The organism is Paenibacillus castaneae (genome assembly GCF_002884445.1).
In the GTDB taxonomy this organism is placed as follows: Bacteria; Bacillota; Bacilli; order Paenibacillales; family Paenibacillaceae; genus Pristimantibacillus; species Pristimantibacillus castaneae.
The window spans coordinates 4,217,103-4,233,237 of record NZ_KZ614144.1; the positions used below are offsets into that span (position 1 = coordinate 4,217,103).

The following is a 16,135-nucleotide window of genomic DNA, read 5'->3' on the forward strand; positions in this document are numbered from 1 at the left end:
CATTACTTTAATAGTAATTACGGGTTAAAGTACTGCAATACTTTTCCTCTGCCCTCTTCTACTTCTATTTCAGCATAAGCCCCATTAATGAAAGTAATTTGTGGAGGAACATGGCCACAATCAATGTCGTAAATTATTGGTATTTGGAGCTCATCTGAAAGCTCTTTATAGACGTCCTCGACTGTATAATCATCAACGGGATGATTTGCCGAACTTCGACCGAACATAATACCTGAACAATGTTCAAACCAACCTGCTAACTTCATCTGAATAAGTGATCTGCGTAAGTCTGTTGTCGATAACTCGCAATTTTCTAGATACCATAAAACTTGTTCTCCATTAATGAATTGATTTCTAAAGGCATGTACATTACCAAATGGTGTACCGACAAGATGTCTAATTACGTCTATACATCCTCCCAATAAACGCCCATTCATTTTCAAATTATGATTTGAAGTCGTTTTCCAATAGGTTTGATCTGTTAAATGAAAAATACAAGGTGAAGGTTTATCATGTTGCCATTCTTTCTGATATTTGGCCGAAGAGCATTGAAGAATTGACCCGCCAGTATGCGTTGACAAAACATTATGCCACATAGCTGTTGTTCCATCCCAATATTCCCCTCTTAAATCAACGAGATTAGTGCCGTGAGCAGTGGCTATCCCTCTTTTTAAAGTGATTGCTAGTAATAGTACACTTAAATCTGAATATCCCAGTATCCACTTTTCATTTATATGATCAAAATCAACATATTCTAGCATCTCAATCAATAGCTCTCCGCCCCACGGAGGAATAATGATATCAATATTCTCATCTTTCATCATTTCATTAAATTCTTCAGCACGCTTTTTAGCAGTTGTTGATTTTGCTTTGCTTTGAGTCCATACCGTATCTCCGCAAATGATTTTGAATCCTTTCAACTCCATACGATTGCATGCAAGCTTTAATATGTCATGTAATTCCATTGGCACTCCAGATGAAGGTGCTGTCACACCTATAGCTGCACCAGTATTTAAACTTGGATATTTAATCATCTTCAACCACCTATACTTATGAGAATATATAAAGAAATAATGAAGCTCATCTATTTAACCTTAATGATCATATTTCCAATTGTAGTACGTCGAGTAGATATAAGAATAGCTTCAACAATGTAAATGATAACTGTTATTGCAACGCCACTAATTATGAGATATCTAGGGAGATTATTAATAAACGGCCAATCCATAAAAAATGTATATCCCACAGTTATAATTCCGAGGGCAATCCAGAGAAGGATTATGATAAAGTACAAGCCCAACATGATTGCTGTAATAAATACTGGAATAAGAATATCAATGGCTAAAGCTGCTTTGCGACGTGCTGCCATCATTTCTGCTGGAGTTTTAATAGCAAGTTCAAATTCATTTCTCCAAATGCCAACATATGTTTTTGTGAATTTGTCGTGAAGGCACTGTTTATCTTTCGATAAAATGAAGCCGTAATTGGCGAACATATAAGGAAAGAACATACTCAGAAATGGACCGAGGAGCAACCGTAAAAACAGTTTGTCAGCTTTCGCTTTCTGCTGATCATACGTATAAATATGAAGCTTACATATCATTTTCCCTACTGTTTGTCCTTTCGTAAAATAAAGAATCAGCTGAGTTATTAAGAAAATCAGGGTAAAAAGGAAAACAACCATATCCCAGCTGTTAAACTCCCCACCGCGGCCTGCCACTATGAAAAACAACAAAATAGGTACATAGTTAATGATTGATGCAAATATACGAATTTTTCTAGAAGCAGGAACTAAAACTCTGTTCAACTTAACCAACCTTTCTAATTGAAATTGGCTTTAATGGCCATATAGTACATCTATTCTTGTGCAGTTGTGATCACTGAAAGACTTTGCAATATTAATTCCCGGGAAATTAATCATCTAGTTTTCATAAACCTCACGTTTAACTTTCTGTAAATTCCATGGTTTATAATTGATTTCGGAGATGAATAAATGGTTATGATTCTCGCTAAATAAACATACCTCTCTAGAACCACATCTTGCTTTCCTTAATAAAATAAGCAGGCTACCATCGCGCCTGCTCATATGTATGTAACATATTTATTGAGGTCCCTCTACCTTAACCGCTGCAATCATGAGAAACATCGGTCGACGCAATTCATCTTGCATATCTGGAATATTCGCCAACATTTCTGCCGTTGGTTGAGGTTCAGACAGCTTTGTAATTTGGAAACCTGATTCAAGCAATGCATTCATATAGGTAGCGACTGTTCGATGGAACTTAATAACATCATTTTCTAAAAACCTCGTTTGCCGTATACCTTCGCTATAATAGTCATCCACAGGCCAATGCAATTTCTCACCTTGCGAGTTGTAGACCCAATCCTGCGCAGGGATCGAGGTGAAGACTGGATGCTCGACCGAGAGCACGAATGTGCCGCCAGGTACCAGGTATTCATAAATTTTCCGGCAAATGATGTGGAAGTGCTCCACATAGTGCAGAGCCAGTGAGCTTATGACCACATCGAACTCGCCAGCGGCAAAATCCATATCTTCAATTGCCAATCGTCTATAAGTTATTTGTGAATCGTTCGTCATCGCTCTTGCACGCTCTAGCATATTCTCAGAGAGGTCTATCCCTACAACCGATTGAGCCTGCTGTTCGCGCGCATATCGGCAATGCCATCCAAAGCCGCAGCCAATATCAAGTATTTTTTTATCATTAAGCTCCGGGAGCAATGCACGGAAGGCTTGCCATTCCCCAGCTGCATTCAAACCGCCGATTGAACGCGGCATATTACTGTAATTTGCAAAAAATGCTGAATCATCATATTTATTCTGTCTCATAAAGAAGCCGCCTGCCTTTTCTTTTTTATACTAAAGATTCTCCAAAGCCAATCGTATACCCATGTGGATCTTTTATTGCAAATTCCTGCATCTGATACTCATTGGTTGTTAGATCGTATTGAAATAGTGCCCCTTTGGATTTAAATTCCTCATACAATTGATTAATACCTTCTACCATCGCATATACGTTTACGGCATTATGTCCATGAACAGGATAGTTTGGAGGAGTAGCCGCTGCTTTGTCACTTTCATGAAAAATCATCATTAAGCCTTCACGTTCGGCAAAGCCCATATCGTAATCACACCAAAAACCTAATTTGCTGTAATAGTCCAGTACTCGCTTTCGGTCTGTAACAAAGAAGATAGCTGAGAAATGCTTGATCTTGCTTTCATAATTTGCCGACATCGAAACCTCTCCTCTGGAAAGATTATGGTTGATCCATACCTTTTAATTCTTGAACTACATTTAAATAACCTTTATTGCTGCTTAATAGCTCATTACCTGTATGAGGCTCTAGCAAACCCTTCATTTTATAGCCCTGACTTACGATCGACGATAATATGACCTTCCTCTAACTCAATTTCAATGAAACCGGCCATTGCGCGCTGCTCATAATCAATGGATTTGTTGCTGCCTATTACAATCATATTTTGTATATCTACCGCATTCGCTCCAGGAAGAACGAAAACTTTGGAGTAAGCATATGTTTTTTTAAGTGTGGAATAAATAGCATTAATTAATTTATCGTTTTTGGTTTTCCCCATAAGATTTAGAATAATCGATCCTCGGGCGTTGAGCTTTTGTTTAGTCATTTCAAAAAAATCTATAGTCGTTAAATGAAAAGGAGTACCCTCTTTAGTAAAAGCATCTAAAATAATATAATCAAATTTTTGTGGAGCTTCATTCTCCAGCATTTGGCGCCCGTCTCCGACCATCACATTATCCTTGCGATAATTAAAAAATGTCCTGCTCAGCTCTACAACTTTTTCGTCTATTTCCGCTATTGTAAATGACTTGTTCGGATAATGCCCGGCAATCGTTCCAATTCCGTGTCCAATAACAAATACGTCGTCGAATAACAAGTGATTACATTCCATTAAATGAATAATAGCTCTCGGATATTCCAGAACGATGCGCTTCGGATCCTTCAAATCAATTGCACCCTGCACAGCATCATCTGAAAACTGTAAAAATCGGAATTTCCCTATTTCTCCATATAATTGTCCAGCTTCATAAACGGTAATCTCTTGATGCAAGCTAAATTCCTTGGCTAATTGAAGCAATTAAACGATCTCCTTTAACATTATCCTCATCCGTTATAGGCTTGTTGGCAATTTGTAAATATACATGTTCAGGCAATTTGTATTTTTCTTTAGTACATCTATGGTTTGCTGATTTGGTGATGTATATATATCCCATGAATGTGCTATTTCATCACGAACAAATTCATATGTTTTTTTCACAAATTCAATTTCATTTATGGAGCTATTAAATAATTCTGATGATAATTGTCTAATTGAATGGTGACTGAAATCAATTTCGTCTGATTCCTTCAAATAATCTTCTAAATCATTCGATTCACATGTCAACATCACTTCTTATCACCTCGTTTTATGCTTATCTTTAGCCTATTTGTTGCGCAATTTCCCAAATATGTCCGCTCGGATCGGCAAAGCTTGCGGTGCGCACGCCCCACGGCCGATTCATCGGGCCGTTGAGAAGAGCGACACCATGCGCCTTCAGTTCGTCGCTGACTGCATCCACGTCTTCTATTCGGATAGTGAACTGGAACCGCGACCCGGCCTCTCTACTTGCAACCGTTTCGGGAGCTATTAGCCCCACCGCGGCAGGAATGACCAGCAGATTAATGCTCATGTTGGCGAAGTTAAAAACAGCGGAGTTTTCGTCTTCATAAACGGGGGAAAGGCTAAAGACCTCTTGATAAAACGACTTCGAAGCATGCAGATCCTCAACGAACAAAGTAATGACATTTACGTTCATAGTCCCTAAATTTTCCATTCGTATACCTCTTCTCAATTTTTGGAATTAGGTAAACAGCCCGCCTAAGCGATCATCGGCAGGAGGCGGAGTACCCAAATGTCTTGCTATTAATACGATTTGGCCTTTGTGATGAAATTCGTGTGTTATAGCATGGGTTAACAGCAGCAACGGAATAGGTGTCCTCGGATAGCTCTTCCATTCCTCATCTTGCTCGATGGGTTCATACCAGCGATCGCAATATACGTTCATGAATCGTTGCACAACTTCATCTACTTCCGCAAATCTTTCACGGACATACCTCACATCTGCACGTTCAATCTCGTTTGCAGTAGTATCCTTATGTTCGCTTAACTTCTTTAACGCGAAGGATTCCAGCCAGAACCTATAAGAATCGGCAACATGAATATGAGCCCGTATGATTGATCCTTGCCCAAAATTAGGATTCGTTTGATGTAATAATTGAGGCGGAATCTCTTCCAAAAACGTAAACAGGTTTTTTCTTGCGGATTTGATCCAATCGTATTGTTGCTGTAAGATTTCTAACATTCGCTCACCCCTTAACATAGCTTAAATGTTAAATAGCCTGTATAACACCGATTTGGTAATCATCTTCCCCGGGGCAACAGTAAAATAGGATCATTGATAAACTACGCTCTAAATTGAGAAGCCTTATGCTCTCTCAACCAATCCACCATATAATCATATAGTTCAATGGAATAAGTATGCTCTCGCGTTTGTGTTGGCATCGTATTCATAATGATATCAACATTTTTTTCAATATCGGCGGCCTCTATAAAATGAACAAGTCCTGGAACGAAAGCATTTAACGCTTCGAAGTAATACTTCTGAGGCTCGATGATTTGCAAATTCATTTCAAATCCTCCACGCCTTCTTGTTGCATCATTCTCTTTCCTCTTTCTTAATTCGTGATCATTCGTAACAAGCACATAATATTGATCAGGAAAGTCGATTTTTTGTTGTAAAATAAGCTTCCGATAATAGTTATCCACAAATTCTAAGGACTGATTATCAAATAATGTAAAATCAAACGACCAGTTTTACCAGAACGATTGAAATAAATCGATGTCAATGACTACAAAAGGATGGTTTTTTGCATTTTTTTGGGCAATGCTCCAGCGATCAACCTGTCGTTCAAACCACCATTCCTGATACTCCGGAACAGGCCGTTCTTTCCACCATGTATTCACTTCTGGGATATGAAACGCGCCATGTTCAGCAGCTAGTTTTGCAGATGTAGTTGTCTTTCCAACAGCACTTGCACCTTCTATTCCTATGATTATCATTCTTTAAGCTCCCATTGAAACCATCTGCCATGACCTTCTGTCTCGGCTACCGTTTCGTTATATTCTCTCCCACTTATAAAATAATCAAGATGAAGCTTAGAATCCCACATATTATTGTATAAGTGAAATACGTCTCTTGTTTTACCTATCTTGTTTATATAGTGAAGCAGCTCATATTTGGCTTGCTCAGGGAATTGATTGGCTACATGCGTATGAAATATACAGATTGCTGTTTCATGAGGAATTTGTTCTATGATGTGGGGGAGAAAGGTAACGCCGTTTTCTTCAATCAATTGTACGTGGTTTTCCTTCATACAATTGGCAGCTTGCTCAAATAAAGAACGTCTATCTTCATGCTCAGGCCAGATTAAGGATTTCAGCCAAACATAGTCTTCCTTGTTATTCACATCATTTATATGCAGATCGATACCATATCTCAGGGCTACCGGAGGAATCTCTTTTTGCAGAAAGGGCATCTTGTCCCCTCTTATTTCCGAGCTGATAATAACTTTCGAATGGCGGTCACCGTACAGATCATCCGAATGGTAAGTGTAACTATATTTATCCCACAAAAGCTGCAAGCCCGCACTTGTCCCTATTTCAATCAATGCTAAAGGCTTTAGTGCTTTCTTATAAATAAAGCAGAAGCTAGGGTAAAGATAGGCGCAGCGTGCCACTTCATTCGTCTGGACTAGTTTATTTTGAAGGAGTGACACGATTCTGCTTCGATTTGAAAGACAGAAATCTTTGAAATGAGGGTAAGCTTGCTGGTCCAGCTTCTTGGGCGTTTGTACCATACTGGCATAATACTGTCCCAGCTTGTGATCTGTCCCGCTCAGCAGCAAATAGTGAACCGCGCCAAAGAACAGATTCGGAATTGGCTGTCCTGCTCTCGCATGGGAAGCGATTTCAAGAATCTCAACATCTCCAGCAATATGAATCGAAATATACTCATACCATTCACTTGAACCCCTGCATTCCTTGCTGGCAAAGTTCTCGAACCGCTTAGCTATTTCTTCATTTCCCATAACTGTCATCACTCCTCCACACACATAAAAACCCATATTTTCTTAGTATAGGAATCATATCATTCATGCGTAATGAAGGAAATATTATTGTTTTGATCAAATATATAAATATAATTTATCGAAGCTTTCTTATCACACCTCAGACTCCTTCATTAATCGATTATTAGTTTCTCTTGCGTCTGCGTTTTACGATCAGTAATGACATCACGATAGCCAGTGAGAGGAGCAGTATTGGAAAAAGAATAAACAGAATCGTTTTGTTCGATTGTCCCGCTTTATCCAACTGTTCAATGTCATAAGCAGCCAGCGATATCTCTTTCGTTCCGTTACATAAAGAATCTGTTGCTAATTCACCCGCTTCATACTTATATAAATAATTGTTTTCCGTTGTTTGATAAGCATATACAAGATATTCGTCCCCTTGTTGAAATTGACTGCCAACTGAAGTAACGACCGTTACTTGGTTAGCGTTATTCCCCTTCCAGGAGGACTCGATTTCAAATGTTGCCCTGCTTTTCTTATTGATACTTCCTACGTTCTCATAAGATATGTCGATCACTTTGCCGATAAAGACCGAATCATTTCTTTCAAGTAATTGTTTCGGCTCTGTACTTTCAAAACATGACCATGCATTGCTTTTGGTTGGAGATATAATGAGAAGAGTAAGCAGCGCTGCTATTAAAATAATACTGCTTCGTGCTATTGTTTTCATAGCCTTCACCCCTTTTCATTTATAAACGCACTCCAGCATGCAAAAGTTACCATTAATGATGGCAAAAAAAAAAGAACCTGCCCTCGCAAAACGAATCGGAGTGAATGTCTGCCATTCATTACTCCGTTTCGTCTGCGTGCAAGTACTTCATATGCATTAATCTTTGAGCGGAATGAGCAGTTCGACCGGCTCTTCCTCCAAATGATGCTCGTCAATATAAAACAATTCTAGGGAAACCGCATTTTCTTGCTTCTCAATGCGCATTTCGTTTATCCAAGTATGCAGCTGTTCATAGCCTTCGCCGATCCGTTTATTGGAGCAGGCTACCATCGCATATCGATGCTCTGGGATTGTAAATTGCACCATACCTGGCGGAACTTCTTCCAAATGCTGCACTTCATAACAAGCCCAATAAGTCGCAAACACTTCATTTCCGAAATAAGGACTATACAGTACAGTAGATTTTGATGCGTCATTCAGCTCATGCTTTCGTTTCAAAAACTCAGTTTGCAGCCGAATGGCCTCGTCCGGAAAGGTTGAATACGGACCGCAGTAGCTAATTCCAACTAAGTGGAGAGCAGGCTTTGTTACGATTGAGCAGTTTTCCACGCGATTTCCTCCTTCTAATCTGTCAGGACTTGTGCGCTAGGATGAGCTTGATCTGCAAATAGTGTAACATGTTTCATTCTTATATGGTAGTCGTTTACTATTCAAATTCCAAACGCTTCATAAATTCTTCCACAGCGCTATATCCTTGCTGCTTCAGGTACCAGTTATTAGCTGCTGCTTCGATCAGTCCTGCCACATCTCTGCCCGGCTGCAGCTGAATTTCAATATGCGGGATTTTCACATCCATGTATTCTGTGAACTTCTGCTCCAGCTCCAGCTCGTTGTTCAGTTCATTATCACGCCACTTCGTCAGCTCAATATCAAGCACGATTCGTGTCTCATCCTGAAAAGCTTTCCTGCCATAAAGCCTAACCACATTCACAAGACCTACGCTGCGAAGTGCTAGAAATTCCTTTGTAGTCTCGTTGTGAGAGCCAAGCAATGTTTGCGAGCTCAGCTTTTTCAGTACGATAATGTCGTCAGCTACAAGCCGGTGGCCTCGACGGATCAGCGTATGCGCTGTCTCGCTTTTGCCAATGCCTGATTTACCGCGCAATATAATTCCGATTCCCGAAACATTCAGGCATACACCGTGAATGGAAATTTCCGGTGCGAGTGCTTTAAGCAGATACGCATCCAGCATACCGAGGAACGGCGCTGTCATGACCTTAGTCCGAAGCAGCGGAATGCCTTCCTCTTCACAATATTTGGTCAAATATTTTAATCCCTCCTGATCGGAGGTAACGACAAAGCATGGCGGATGATATTTCACTATATTTCCAATATGATGATTACGTTCATCCTCCGTTAGTGTATGCAAATAAGTAATCTCTTTCCTTCCAAGAATTTGCACATGCTGCTGCGGAAAGAAATCGAAATAACCAACAAATTCAAGCCCTGGACGGTATGCGCGAGCTTTTACTATTTTCCGATCCAGCTTATCCGCACCCGCAAGAACCTCTAATGAAAATTTATTTGCAAGCTCTCGTACTTCAATCGATTTCAAGCTCTGCCCCTCCTCTTTCTAATCGTATAACGTTATTCACTCTATTTAGAGCTATTATTCAACAGCACGCAGCGTTTCCCTGCTCTTGTAACGAAATCGTCATCGTTTTGTTACATGACAATTGCCCTTCTTTAGCTACGAGCCTGTTGACCGATAATGCCGCACGCCTACTCGCCATACAAGCATACATGGTGCAATAAAGACGATTCCAGCAGCAGGTGCTAAGATGTATGGCAGATCGTTCCCGGTTGTTTTGTCCAAAATATAGAGCAATGGCAAATAGTTGACGCAGCCGAACGGGATAATAAAGGTGAAAAAGCGAGTTACCCATTTCTGATAAATATTTAGCGGATACTGAGCCATCTCCTTACCGCCATCTGTAAATATATTCGCAACCTCAAGACCCTGGATCGTCCAGAAGCACATGGCTGCCGCAAGCATAAAAATTCCTGCAAAAATAAAAAATCCGCTAATCACCATAAAAAACAGAGTAATAGCTTTAAGCATTGTCCATTCTATTGGAAGCTGGCTAATGGCCCAAATTAAAACGAGTGTGCTTTGAGCCAGCCTACCCACTCTAGTAAACTCAAATTTGGAGCCAAGCACTTGGAGTACCGTACTGCGAGGACGTACCAGCACACGATCGAACTCTCCATTCACAACCATTCCCGAGAAGGAATCAAAGCCCCGCGCAAAGCATTCACTAATTGCAAATGCCATATGAATGATCGAGAAACAAAGCGCTACCTCTTGGAAGTTCCATCCTTGGATTTGTCCAAAGCGCTCAAACAAAAAATATAAACCAGCAAATACCGAGAACGGCACAAGAAATTGCCCTAAAGTCAGCAGCCAGAACGAGGTACGGTATTGCATTTGCGACTTGAATAAAATAACTATATATTTCCAATAAAGCCTCATCTCCGTTACCCTCCCTGTACAACTATTTTTCGCAGCACCCTCGTCATTGTATATTTGCCTAATCCTACTAGTAGAACAAGCCAAATAATTTGGATCGCAACACCGATCAGAGCCTCGTCTTGTGGAATATGTCCGGAATAAACTCGGAATGGAAAATCAGCCGCCCAGCGAAATGGAAGCACATAAACGATGTTCTGCAGCCAAGTGGGCATAAGCGGAACGGGAATGACCATGCCTGCCAGAAATTCGCCGATTACGGCAAACATGAGCAGCGAACCTGCAGGGGACAAGGTAATAAATACAGATATGTACATCAGCATGGAGAGAGAGACCATCATTAGCAATCCAAGCAGCAATGTAAGGACGAACAAGAGGAAGCTTACGCTATTATGAGGCAGCGGCATGCCATATGGCTTTGGCAAAATATAAGCGATAACTAGTATTGGCATGCTTCGCAGAAGAGCGCTCGACAACCGCTGCGCGAGCAGCTTTGCATACCATAACCCATAAATCCCGCTTGGTCTGCAGAGCTCATAGGCTACATTTCCCGAAGTGATGAGCTGGAAGAGCTCATTATCGCGGAACCAGAGCATAACAAACGCCAAGAAAGCCTGCTGCAGCCATACATAGGTGATCAGCTGTGATAACGATATAGGGAATGCTGCAGTCGATTGGCTGTAGAAAGCCTCGTACACCATAATAAAGATGAAACCAAAGAAAAATTGCGTCGCGATTCCCGCTAGAGCGGCAGCACGGTATTGCAGACCATGATAAAGCCGCAGCTTAAACACCGATACATACGCCTTCATTATATTTGGTGCTCCTTATACAATTGTATAATCATATCCTCGATCGGCGGTGTATCGATTATAATATCGATCAGTTCGACCTGCTGGGATATTGAAATCAATACCTCTGAAATGAGCACTTGCTCCGTATCCACGCTTAGCACAGCCCGTTCAGGCGACCAGGATTCAAGCACAGCTCCTGCTATTTTCAGCGGCGCTTCTTGCTGCCGATACAATGCTATAATCGTCTTGCGTGTTCCGAATTGATTACGAATGGCATCAATGCTCCCGTCATAAAGAAGCTTGCCTTTCCCGATTAGAATGATCCGCTGCGCCAGCGCTTCAATATCATTCATATCATGCGTCGTCAAAATAACCGTCACACCCTTCTCTTCATTTATGGTTCGAATGAACCGGCGAACAGCGATTTTGGATGCAGCATCCAGTCCAATCGTAGGCTCATCTAGAAAGAGAATGCTAGGGCTGTGCAGCAGTGAGGCAGCGATTTCGCAGCGCATCCTTTGCCCAAGGCTTAGCTGTCTTACCGGCATCCCGATAATATCCTGAAGCTCCAACGTTTCCGTTAACAGCGCTAGATTCGCTTTGTATTCCTGCTCCGGCACTTTATAAATGTCCCGCAGCAGCTCGAAGGAATCAATGACAGGCACATCCCACCAAAGCTGAGAGCGCTGACCAAAAACCACTCCGATATTTCTCACATAAGCGACGCGATCCTTCCATGGCGTATAGCCCATTATGGTGCAGGATCCGCTATCGGGCACGAGTATGCCGCTCATTACTTTAATGGTCGTCGATTTGCCGGCACCATTCGGTCCGATATAACCGACAATTTCCCCAGGCTTAACTGTAAAGGAAATGTCATTAAGCGCTTCCACATCCGTGTACTCCCTATGAAATAATGACTTGAAAGCTTGTCCTATCCCTGAAGAACGCTTCGCAACCTGATACGTTTTACTAATACCGTTTATTGTAATCACTGCTATACCTCCGAACTTGTTTTGGGATAAAGATACTATCATTGAACATTTTGGATGTCAATCCTTTTATTTCACGGGAAATATATTAAATAAACAGACAAAAAAATCGCTATTAATTCTAAGGAAAGAAAGAATCAATAGCGATTTATATGTTTTTGTTTAGTATATGAATTTAGAAGTTAAAAACGAAATCCTCATCGTTAAGCGGTTCAACGTGAATGGTGCGTACATAGCCATTTCCTTTTTTCGAGAAAAAGTCATGCTGCTTCGTATGCGTGCTGATTCCGTTAAATACGATTGGGTTAACCGCTTCTTCTGGGAAGTGCGGCTCCATTCCGAGGTTCATTAACGCCTTGTTCGCATTGTAACGAACATAGATGTTTACTTCTTCGGTTAGACCTACGGGGTCATACAAGTGCTTCGTATACACTAGCTCGTTCTCATAAAGCTCGTTTAGCAAAGCATGCAGTTCGATTTCAAGCTGCGCTTGCTCCTCTGGGCTGAACGTTGCGAACAGCTCTTGGGCTAGAACTCCTACATACAAGCCGTGAATACTTTCATCGCGCAGGATCAAGTCGATAATCTCGCCGCTGCTTGTCATTTTGCCTTGGCCTGCCAAGTAAAGCGGGTAGAAAAAGCCGCTATAGAACAGGTAGCTTTCTAGGAATACGGAAGCAGCCATTGCTTTGTACAGCTCAATCGGAGTGGTAATGTTGGAATACCATGTTGAAATGAGCGTAGCTTTCTTCTGCAGCTGCTCGTTCTCCTCGACCCAGTTGAAGATTTCATCAATCTCTTCACCGGATGCAAGTGTTGTGAAAATGCTGCTGTACGATTTCGCGTGTATCTGCTCCATCATCGACATGAAGGACAACACGGCTTTACGCTGCAAGCCATCCACATGCTCCAAAATTTTCGGCATGCCAATGCCGCCTTGAATCGTATCAAGCAAAGTCAGGCCGCCGAGCACGTTTTTGTAAAGCAAGCGCTCAGCATCCGTCATTTCCATCCAATCCATTTTGTCATCTGATAACGGAATCTCTTCATCCGTCCAGAACTGCATGACATTTTGTTGCCAGAATGTTAACGTGAAATCGTCATCTGGCCGGTTCCAGTTTACTGCTTTCATTAGATAAACTCCTTCTTTGCCCCGTAAATCACCGATAAGATCGATCACAAACGCAAGCTGTCGGTTTCGATTACCTTCTATAGTCTCTTACATTAATATTAAACGGCGCAGCTCGTGCATTCCTCTACGGAAAGACGCTTCGTTCTCGTGTAATAAAGGGATTTAAGCCCTTTTTGTGCGGCGTATACATAGAAGCGCGCCAGCTCACGAGTCGTCACGTTGCTATTTACGTGGAGAACGGACGAAATGCCTTGATCGACGTGCTGCTGAATTTCCGCAATCAGATCAATAAGCTTGAACTGATCGATGTTGTAAGCCGATTTATAGTAGAAGTAATTGTCTTGTTCCAAATAAGGCATTGGATAGTAAGTTGTTGAGTTCGCATACGTACGCGTCTCGATATGTTCAACGATCGGCATAACACTTGAGGTCGCATTCTGAATATACGAAATGCTTTGTGTTGGCGCAATAGCCAGACGATAAGCATGATATAAACCGTGCTGCATGACTTTTTCTTTCAATGCTGCCCAATCCTCAGGCGATGGAATTTCCATGCCTTCGAACAATTCCTTCACGCGAGCTGTCTTCGGACGGAAGTCATTCTCCACATAACGGGTGAAGTACGTGCCCTTCGCATATTCCGAACGGTCAAAGTCTTTGAACGTAGCACCGCGCTCTTTGGCAATTTCCATACTTTGCTCTAGCGAATAGTAGTTCATCATCATGAAGAACACGCCGGCAAAATCCTTTGCTTCTTCACTTTCATAAGCAATCTTATTCTTGGCCAAATAACCGTTCAGGTTCATTGCTCCAAGTCCAACGGAGTGAAGCTCCTCATTGGCTTTGCGTACACCTGGGGCATTGTCGATCTTCGACAAATCGCTTACAGTCGTCAAAGCTTCAATACCAACATGTACGGATTCCTTCACCTTCTTATGCTCCATTACATTTACAATGTTAAGGGAAGCAAGGTTGCAGCTGATATCGCGGCGAATGATGTCGTCATAGCCGTAATCTTTAATTTCTGATGTTTCTTGCAATTGGAATATTTCCGTGCACAGATTGGACATTTTGATAGAGCCGATATCCTTCAGTGCATGAACGTTGTTCGCGTTGGATTTATTCATAATGTATGGGTAGCCTGATTCAAGCTGAATCGAGGCGATTTTTGTCAGCATATCACGAGCGTTCATAATTTTCTTCTTCGTCACGAGCTCATTAGCGAGCAGTTCTTCGTACATCTCGTCCATATCCATATCGTCGAGATGCTTGTTGTATGCTTTGTGTACGGAATGTGGTCCGAAAGCAAAAAGCGGTTTGTTCTGTGCTGCTAGCTCATAAAATTTATTCGGTATGATGAGGCCGATCGACAACGTTTTGATCCGTGCCTTCTCGTCGGCGTTAATTTTTTTGCAATCTAGAAACTCAATGATATCCCAGCCAAAAATGTTGTAGTAACCTGCGCCCGAGCCTTTACGCTGACCCATTTGATCGGCATAGGAGAATGCATCCTCCATCAGCTTCAATACAGGCATAATGCCTTTCGCTGCGCCTTCAACACCTTTGATCGGCTCTCCGCGTCCGCGAAGCTTCGATAGGTTGACGGCAACTCCGCCGCCGATTTTGGAAAGCTGCATACATGTGCCAAGCACGAAGTTAATGGAATTAAGTGAATCGTCCATCTCCAGCAGGAAGCATGAAACCATTTCGCCGCGGCGGCTTTTTCCTGCGTTAAGAAATGTTGGTGTCGCAGGCTGCAAGCGCTGATCGATCATCGCCTCAGCAATTCTAAGCGCTCTCGCCGAATCGCCTTCACCAAGATGTAGAGCAACGATCGCTACACGATCCGAATATTGCTCCAAGTACTGCAATTTATTGTTTGTCTTCATTGCATAGTCTTTGTAGAACTTGGAAGCAGCCATGTAGGATTGAAATTGAAAGCCGCTGTTTGCCGTTAGCTCGAATACAGCCTCGACCTGCTCGTACGTATACTTGTCATACACATTATCGTAATAATCGTTCTTGATTAAGTAATCAAGCTTCTCGCGAAGAGAGTCGAATTTCACGCTCTTCTCTTCAACTTCTTCCATAAATGCGACAACAGCCTCTTTATCCTTGTCCAGCTGATAGAATCCGTCTGCTCCGCGCTGCATTAACTCGTTATTTAACTCAATATGCTTCAATGGTTCGCACCCTTTCGACAAAATGTTGCGTATCCTGACTCGTACCTGATAATTCGAATTTCAATATAACGGGAACGTGATACATCTCGGAGATCGTGTCAGCACTCTTGGCGAAGCCTGTTCCCCAGTTGCGGTTGCCGCTGGCAGATACGCCGCGAAGGTTCTCAGCATTGCTCTTCAAGAAGGACTGTACCTTCTCCGGCACTTGACCGAATCCTGTTGTGTACGTGACCAGCACGAACGGCTCGTCCACCTCATCCTTTGCATCGATAGGCACTGCCCGCATATTCAATTTCTTGATGAAACGCTTGACATTACCTGTTCTGGAATCATAGACAACTAGCATTGCACGTTCGCTCCCTTACTGAATCTAAGCAATCAAAAAGCGCTCCCGACTAGCATTCTCTGGTCAGTTGCGCTTAAATCTTATTTACCACTAGTTAAGCATTGTAGGCCACTTAATACATCAATATGTAGTTGCTGATCTTGATTCTACATCAATATATAGGTGGAGTCAATGAAAATTATGGAGAAAATATTAATCTATTTTTTTGGCGCACTCGACTATTTTAACAGATAAGGCTATGATGGGATAGTGTCATTTTATTGC

At 41.9% G+C, this 16,135-nt stretch carries 19 protein-coding genes; all 19 read right to left on the reverse strand.

What is annotated here, in order from left to right; genetic code table 11:
• Positions 1–17: 17 nt before the first annotated feature.
• Positions 18–1,034 carry a S66 family peptidase gene (locus CEF13_RS19110; RefSeq protein WP_102713022.1) on the reverse strand — a complete coding sequence of 339 codons (1,017 nt, stop codon included), beginning with the start codon at positions 1,032–1,034 and terminating at the stop codon, positions 18–20.
• A gap of 50 nt (positions 1,035–1,084) precedes the next feature.
• A complete protein-coding gene (locus tag CEF13_RS19115) occupies positions 1,085–1,807 on the reverse strand; it encodes an RDD family protein (RefSeq protein WP_166742684.1) in 723 nt (240 codons plus the stop codon).
• A 294-nt stretch (positions 1,808–2,101) separates the two neighbouring features.
• A complete protein-coding gene (locus CEF13_RS19120; protein ID WP_102713026.1) occupies positions 2,102–2,848 on the reverse strand; it encodes a class I SAM-dependent methyltransferase in 747 nt (248 codons plus the stop codon).
• 25 nt (positions 2,849–2,873) lie between these two features.
• Positions 2,874–3,254, reverse strand: coding sequence for a VOC family protein (locus tag CEF13_RS19125; protein ID WP_102713028.1), 381 nt, complete (start codon positions 3,252–3,254; stop codon positions 2,874–2,876).
• A 125-nt stretch (positions 3,255–3,379) separates the two neighbouring features.
• Complete coding sequence (locus tag CEF13_RS19130) at positions 3,380–4,132, reverse strand: spermidine synthase (RefSeq protein WP_102713030.1); 753 nt, start codon at positions 4,130–4,132, stop codon at positions 3,380–3,382.
• A gap of 340 nt (positions 4,133–4,472) precedes the next feature.
• Complete coding sequence (locus tag CEF13_RS19140; RefSeq protein WP_102713033.1) at positions 4,473–4,868, reverse strand: VOC family protein; 396 nt, start codon at positions 4,866–4,868, stop codon at positions 4,473–4,475.
• Positions 4,869–4,895: 27 nt separating this feature from the next.
• Positions 4,896–5,396, reverse strand: coding sequence for a DinB family protein (locus tag CEF13_RS19145; protein ID WP_102713035.1), 501 nt, complete (start codon positions 5,394–5,396; stop codon positions 4,896–4,898).
• A 101-nt stretch (positions 5,397–5,497) separates the two neighbouring features.
• The gene (locus CEF13_RS29310; protein ID WP_243864292.1) at positions 5,498–5,722 is read right to left on the reverse strand and encodes a hypothetical protein; all 225 of its coding nucleotides are present in this window, start codon (positions 5,720–5,722) and stop codon (positions 5,498–5,500) included.
• A 186-nt stretch (positions 5,723–5,908) separates the two neighbouring features.
• The gene (locus CEF13_RS29315; RefSeq protein WP_243864291.1) at positions 5,909–6,154 is read right to left on the reverse strand and encodes a nucleoside/nucleotide kinase family protein; all 246 of its coding nucleotides are present in this window, start codon (positions 6,152–6,154) and stop codon (positions 5,909–5,911) included.
• The gene (locus CEF13_RS19155; protein ID WP_102713037.1) at positions 6,151–7,182 is read right to left on the reverse strand and encodes a DUF2332 domain-containing protein; all 1,032 of its coding nucleotides are present in this window, start codon (positions 7,180–7,182) and stop codon (positions 6,151–6,153) included. The genes CEF13_RS29315 and CEF13_RS19155 overlap by 4 nt, the downstream gene beginning before the upstream one ends.
• 163 nt (positions 7,183–7,345) lie before the next feature.
• Positions 7,346–7,894 (reverse strand): hypothetical protein, encoded by a 549-nt coding sequence (locus CEF13_RS19160; RefSeq protein ID WP_102713039.1) that lies wholly within the window; start codon positions 7,892–7,894, stop codon positions 7,346–7,348.
• 156 nt (positions 7,895–8,050) lie between these two features.
• Positions 8,051–8,503: a GyrI-like domain-containing protein gene (locus CEF13_RS19165; RefSeq protein WP_102713041.1), complete on the reverse strand. Its 453-nt coding sequence runs from the start codon at positions 8,501–8,503 to the stop codon at positions 8,051–8,053.
• Positions 8,504–8,600: 97 nt separating this feature from the next.
• Positions 8,601–9,509 carry an HPr(Ser) kinase/phosphatase gene (gene hprK / locus CEF13_RS19170; RefSeq protein WP_102713043.1) on the reverse strand — a complete coding sequence of 303 codons (909 nt, stop codon included), beginning with the start codon at positions 9,507–9,509 and terminating at the stop codon, positions 8,601–8,603.
• Positions 9,510–9,644: 135 nt separating this feature from the next.
• Positions 9,645–10,427, reverse strand: a complete 783-nt coding sequence (locus CEF13_RS19175) for an ABC transporter permease (RefSeq protein WP_102713045.1) — start codon at positions 10,425–10,427, stop codon at positions 9,645–9,647.
• Positions 10,428–10,432: 5 nt separating this feature from the next.
• Positions 10,433–11,236, reverse strand: coding sequence for an ABC transporter permease (locus CEF13_RS19180; protein ID WP_102713046.1), 804 nt, complete (start codon positions 11,234–11,236; stop codon positions 10,433–10,435).
• Positions 11,236–12,213: an ABC transporter ATP-binding protein gene (locus CEF13_RS19185; protein ID WP_244917096.1), complete on the reverse strand. Its 978-nt coding sequence runs from the start codon at positions 12,211–12,213 to the stop codon at positions 11,236–11,238. Before CEF13_RS19185 ends, CEF13_RS19180 begins: the two co-directional genes overlap by 1 nt.
• A gap of 172 nt (positions 12,214–12,385) precedes the next feature.
• Positions 12,386–13,342: a class 1b ribonucleoside-diphosphate reductase subunit beta gene (gene nrdF, locus CEF13_RS19190; protein WP_102713050.1), complete on the reverse strand. Its 957-nt coding sequence runs from the start codon at positions 13,340–13,342 to the stop codon at positions 12,386–12,388.
• A gap of 98 nt (positions 13,343–13,440) precedes the next feature.
• Positions 13,441–15,525, reverse strand: a complete 2,085-nt coding sequence (nrdE, locus tag CEF13_RS19195; RefSeq protein ID WP_102713052.1) for a class 1b ribonucleoside-diphosphate reductase subunit alpha — start codon at positions 15,523–15,525, stop codon at positions 13,441–13,443.
• Positions 15,512–15,871 (reverse strand): class Ib ribonucleoside-diphosphate reductase assembly flavoprotein NrdI, encoded by a 360-nt coding sequence (nrdI, locus tag CEF13_RS19200; protein ID WP_102713054.1) that lies wholly within the window; start codon positions 15,869–15,871, stop codon positions 15,512–15,514. The genes nrdE and nrdI overlap by 14 nt, the downstream gene beginning before the upstream one ends.
• Between the last annotated feature and the right edge of the window lie 264 nt (positions 15,872–16,135).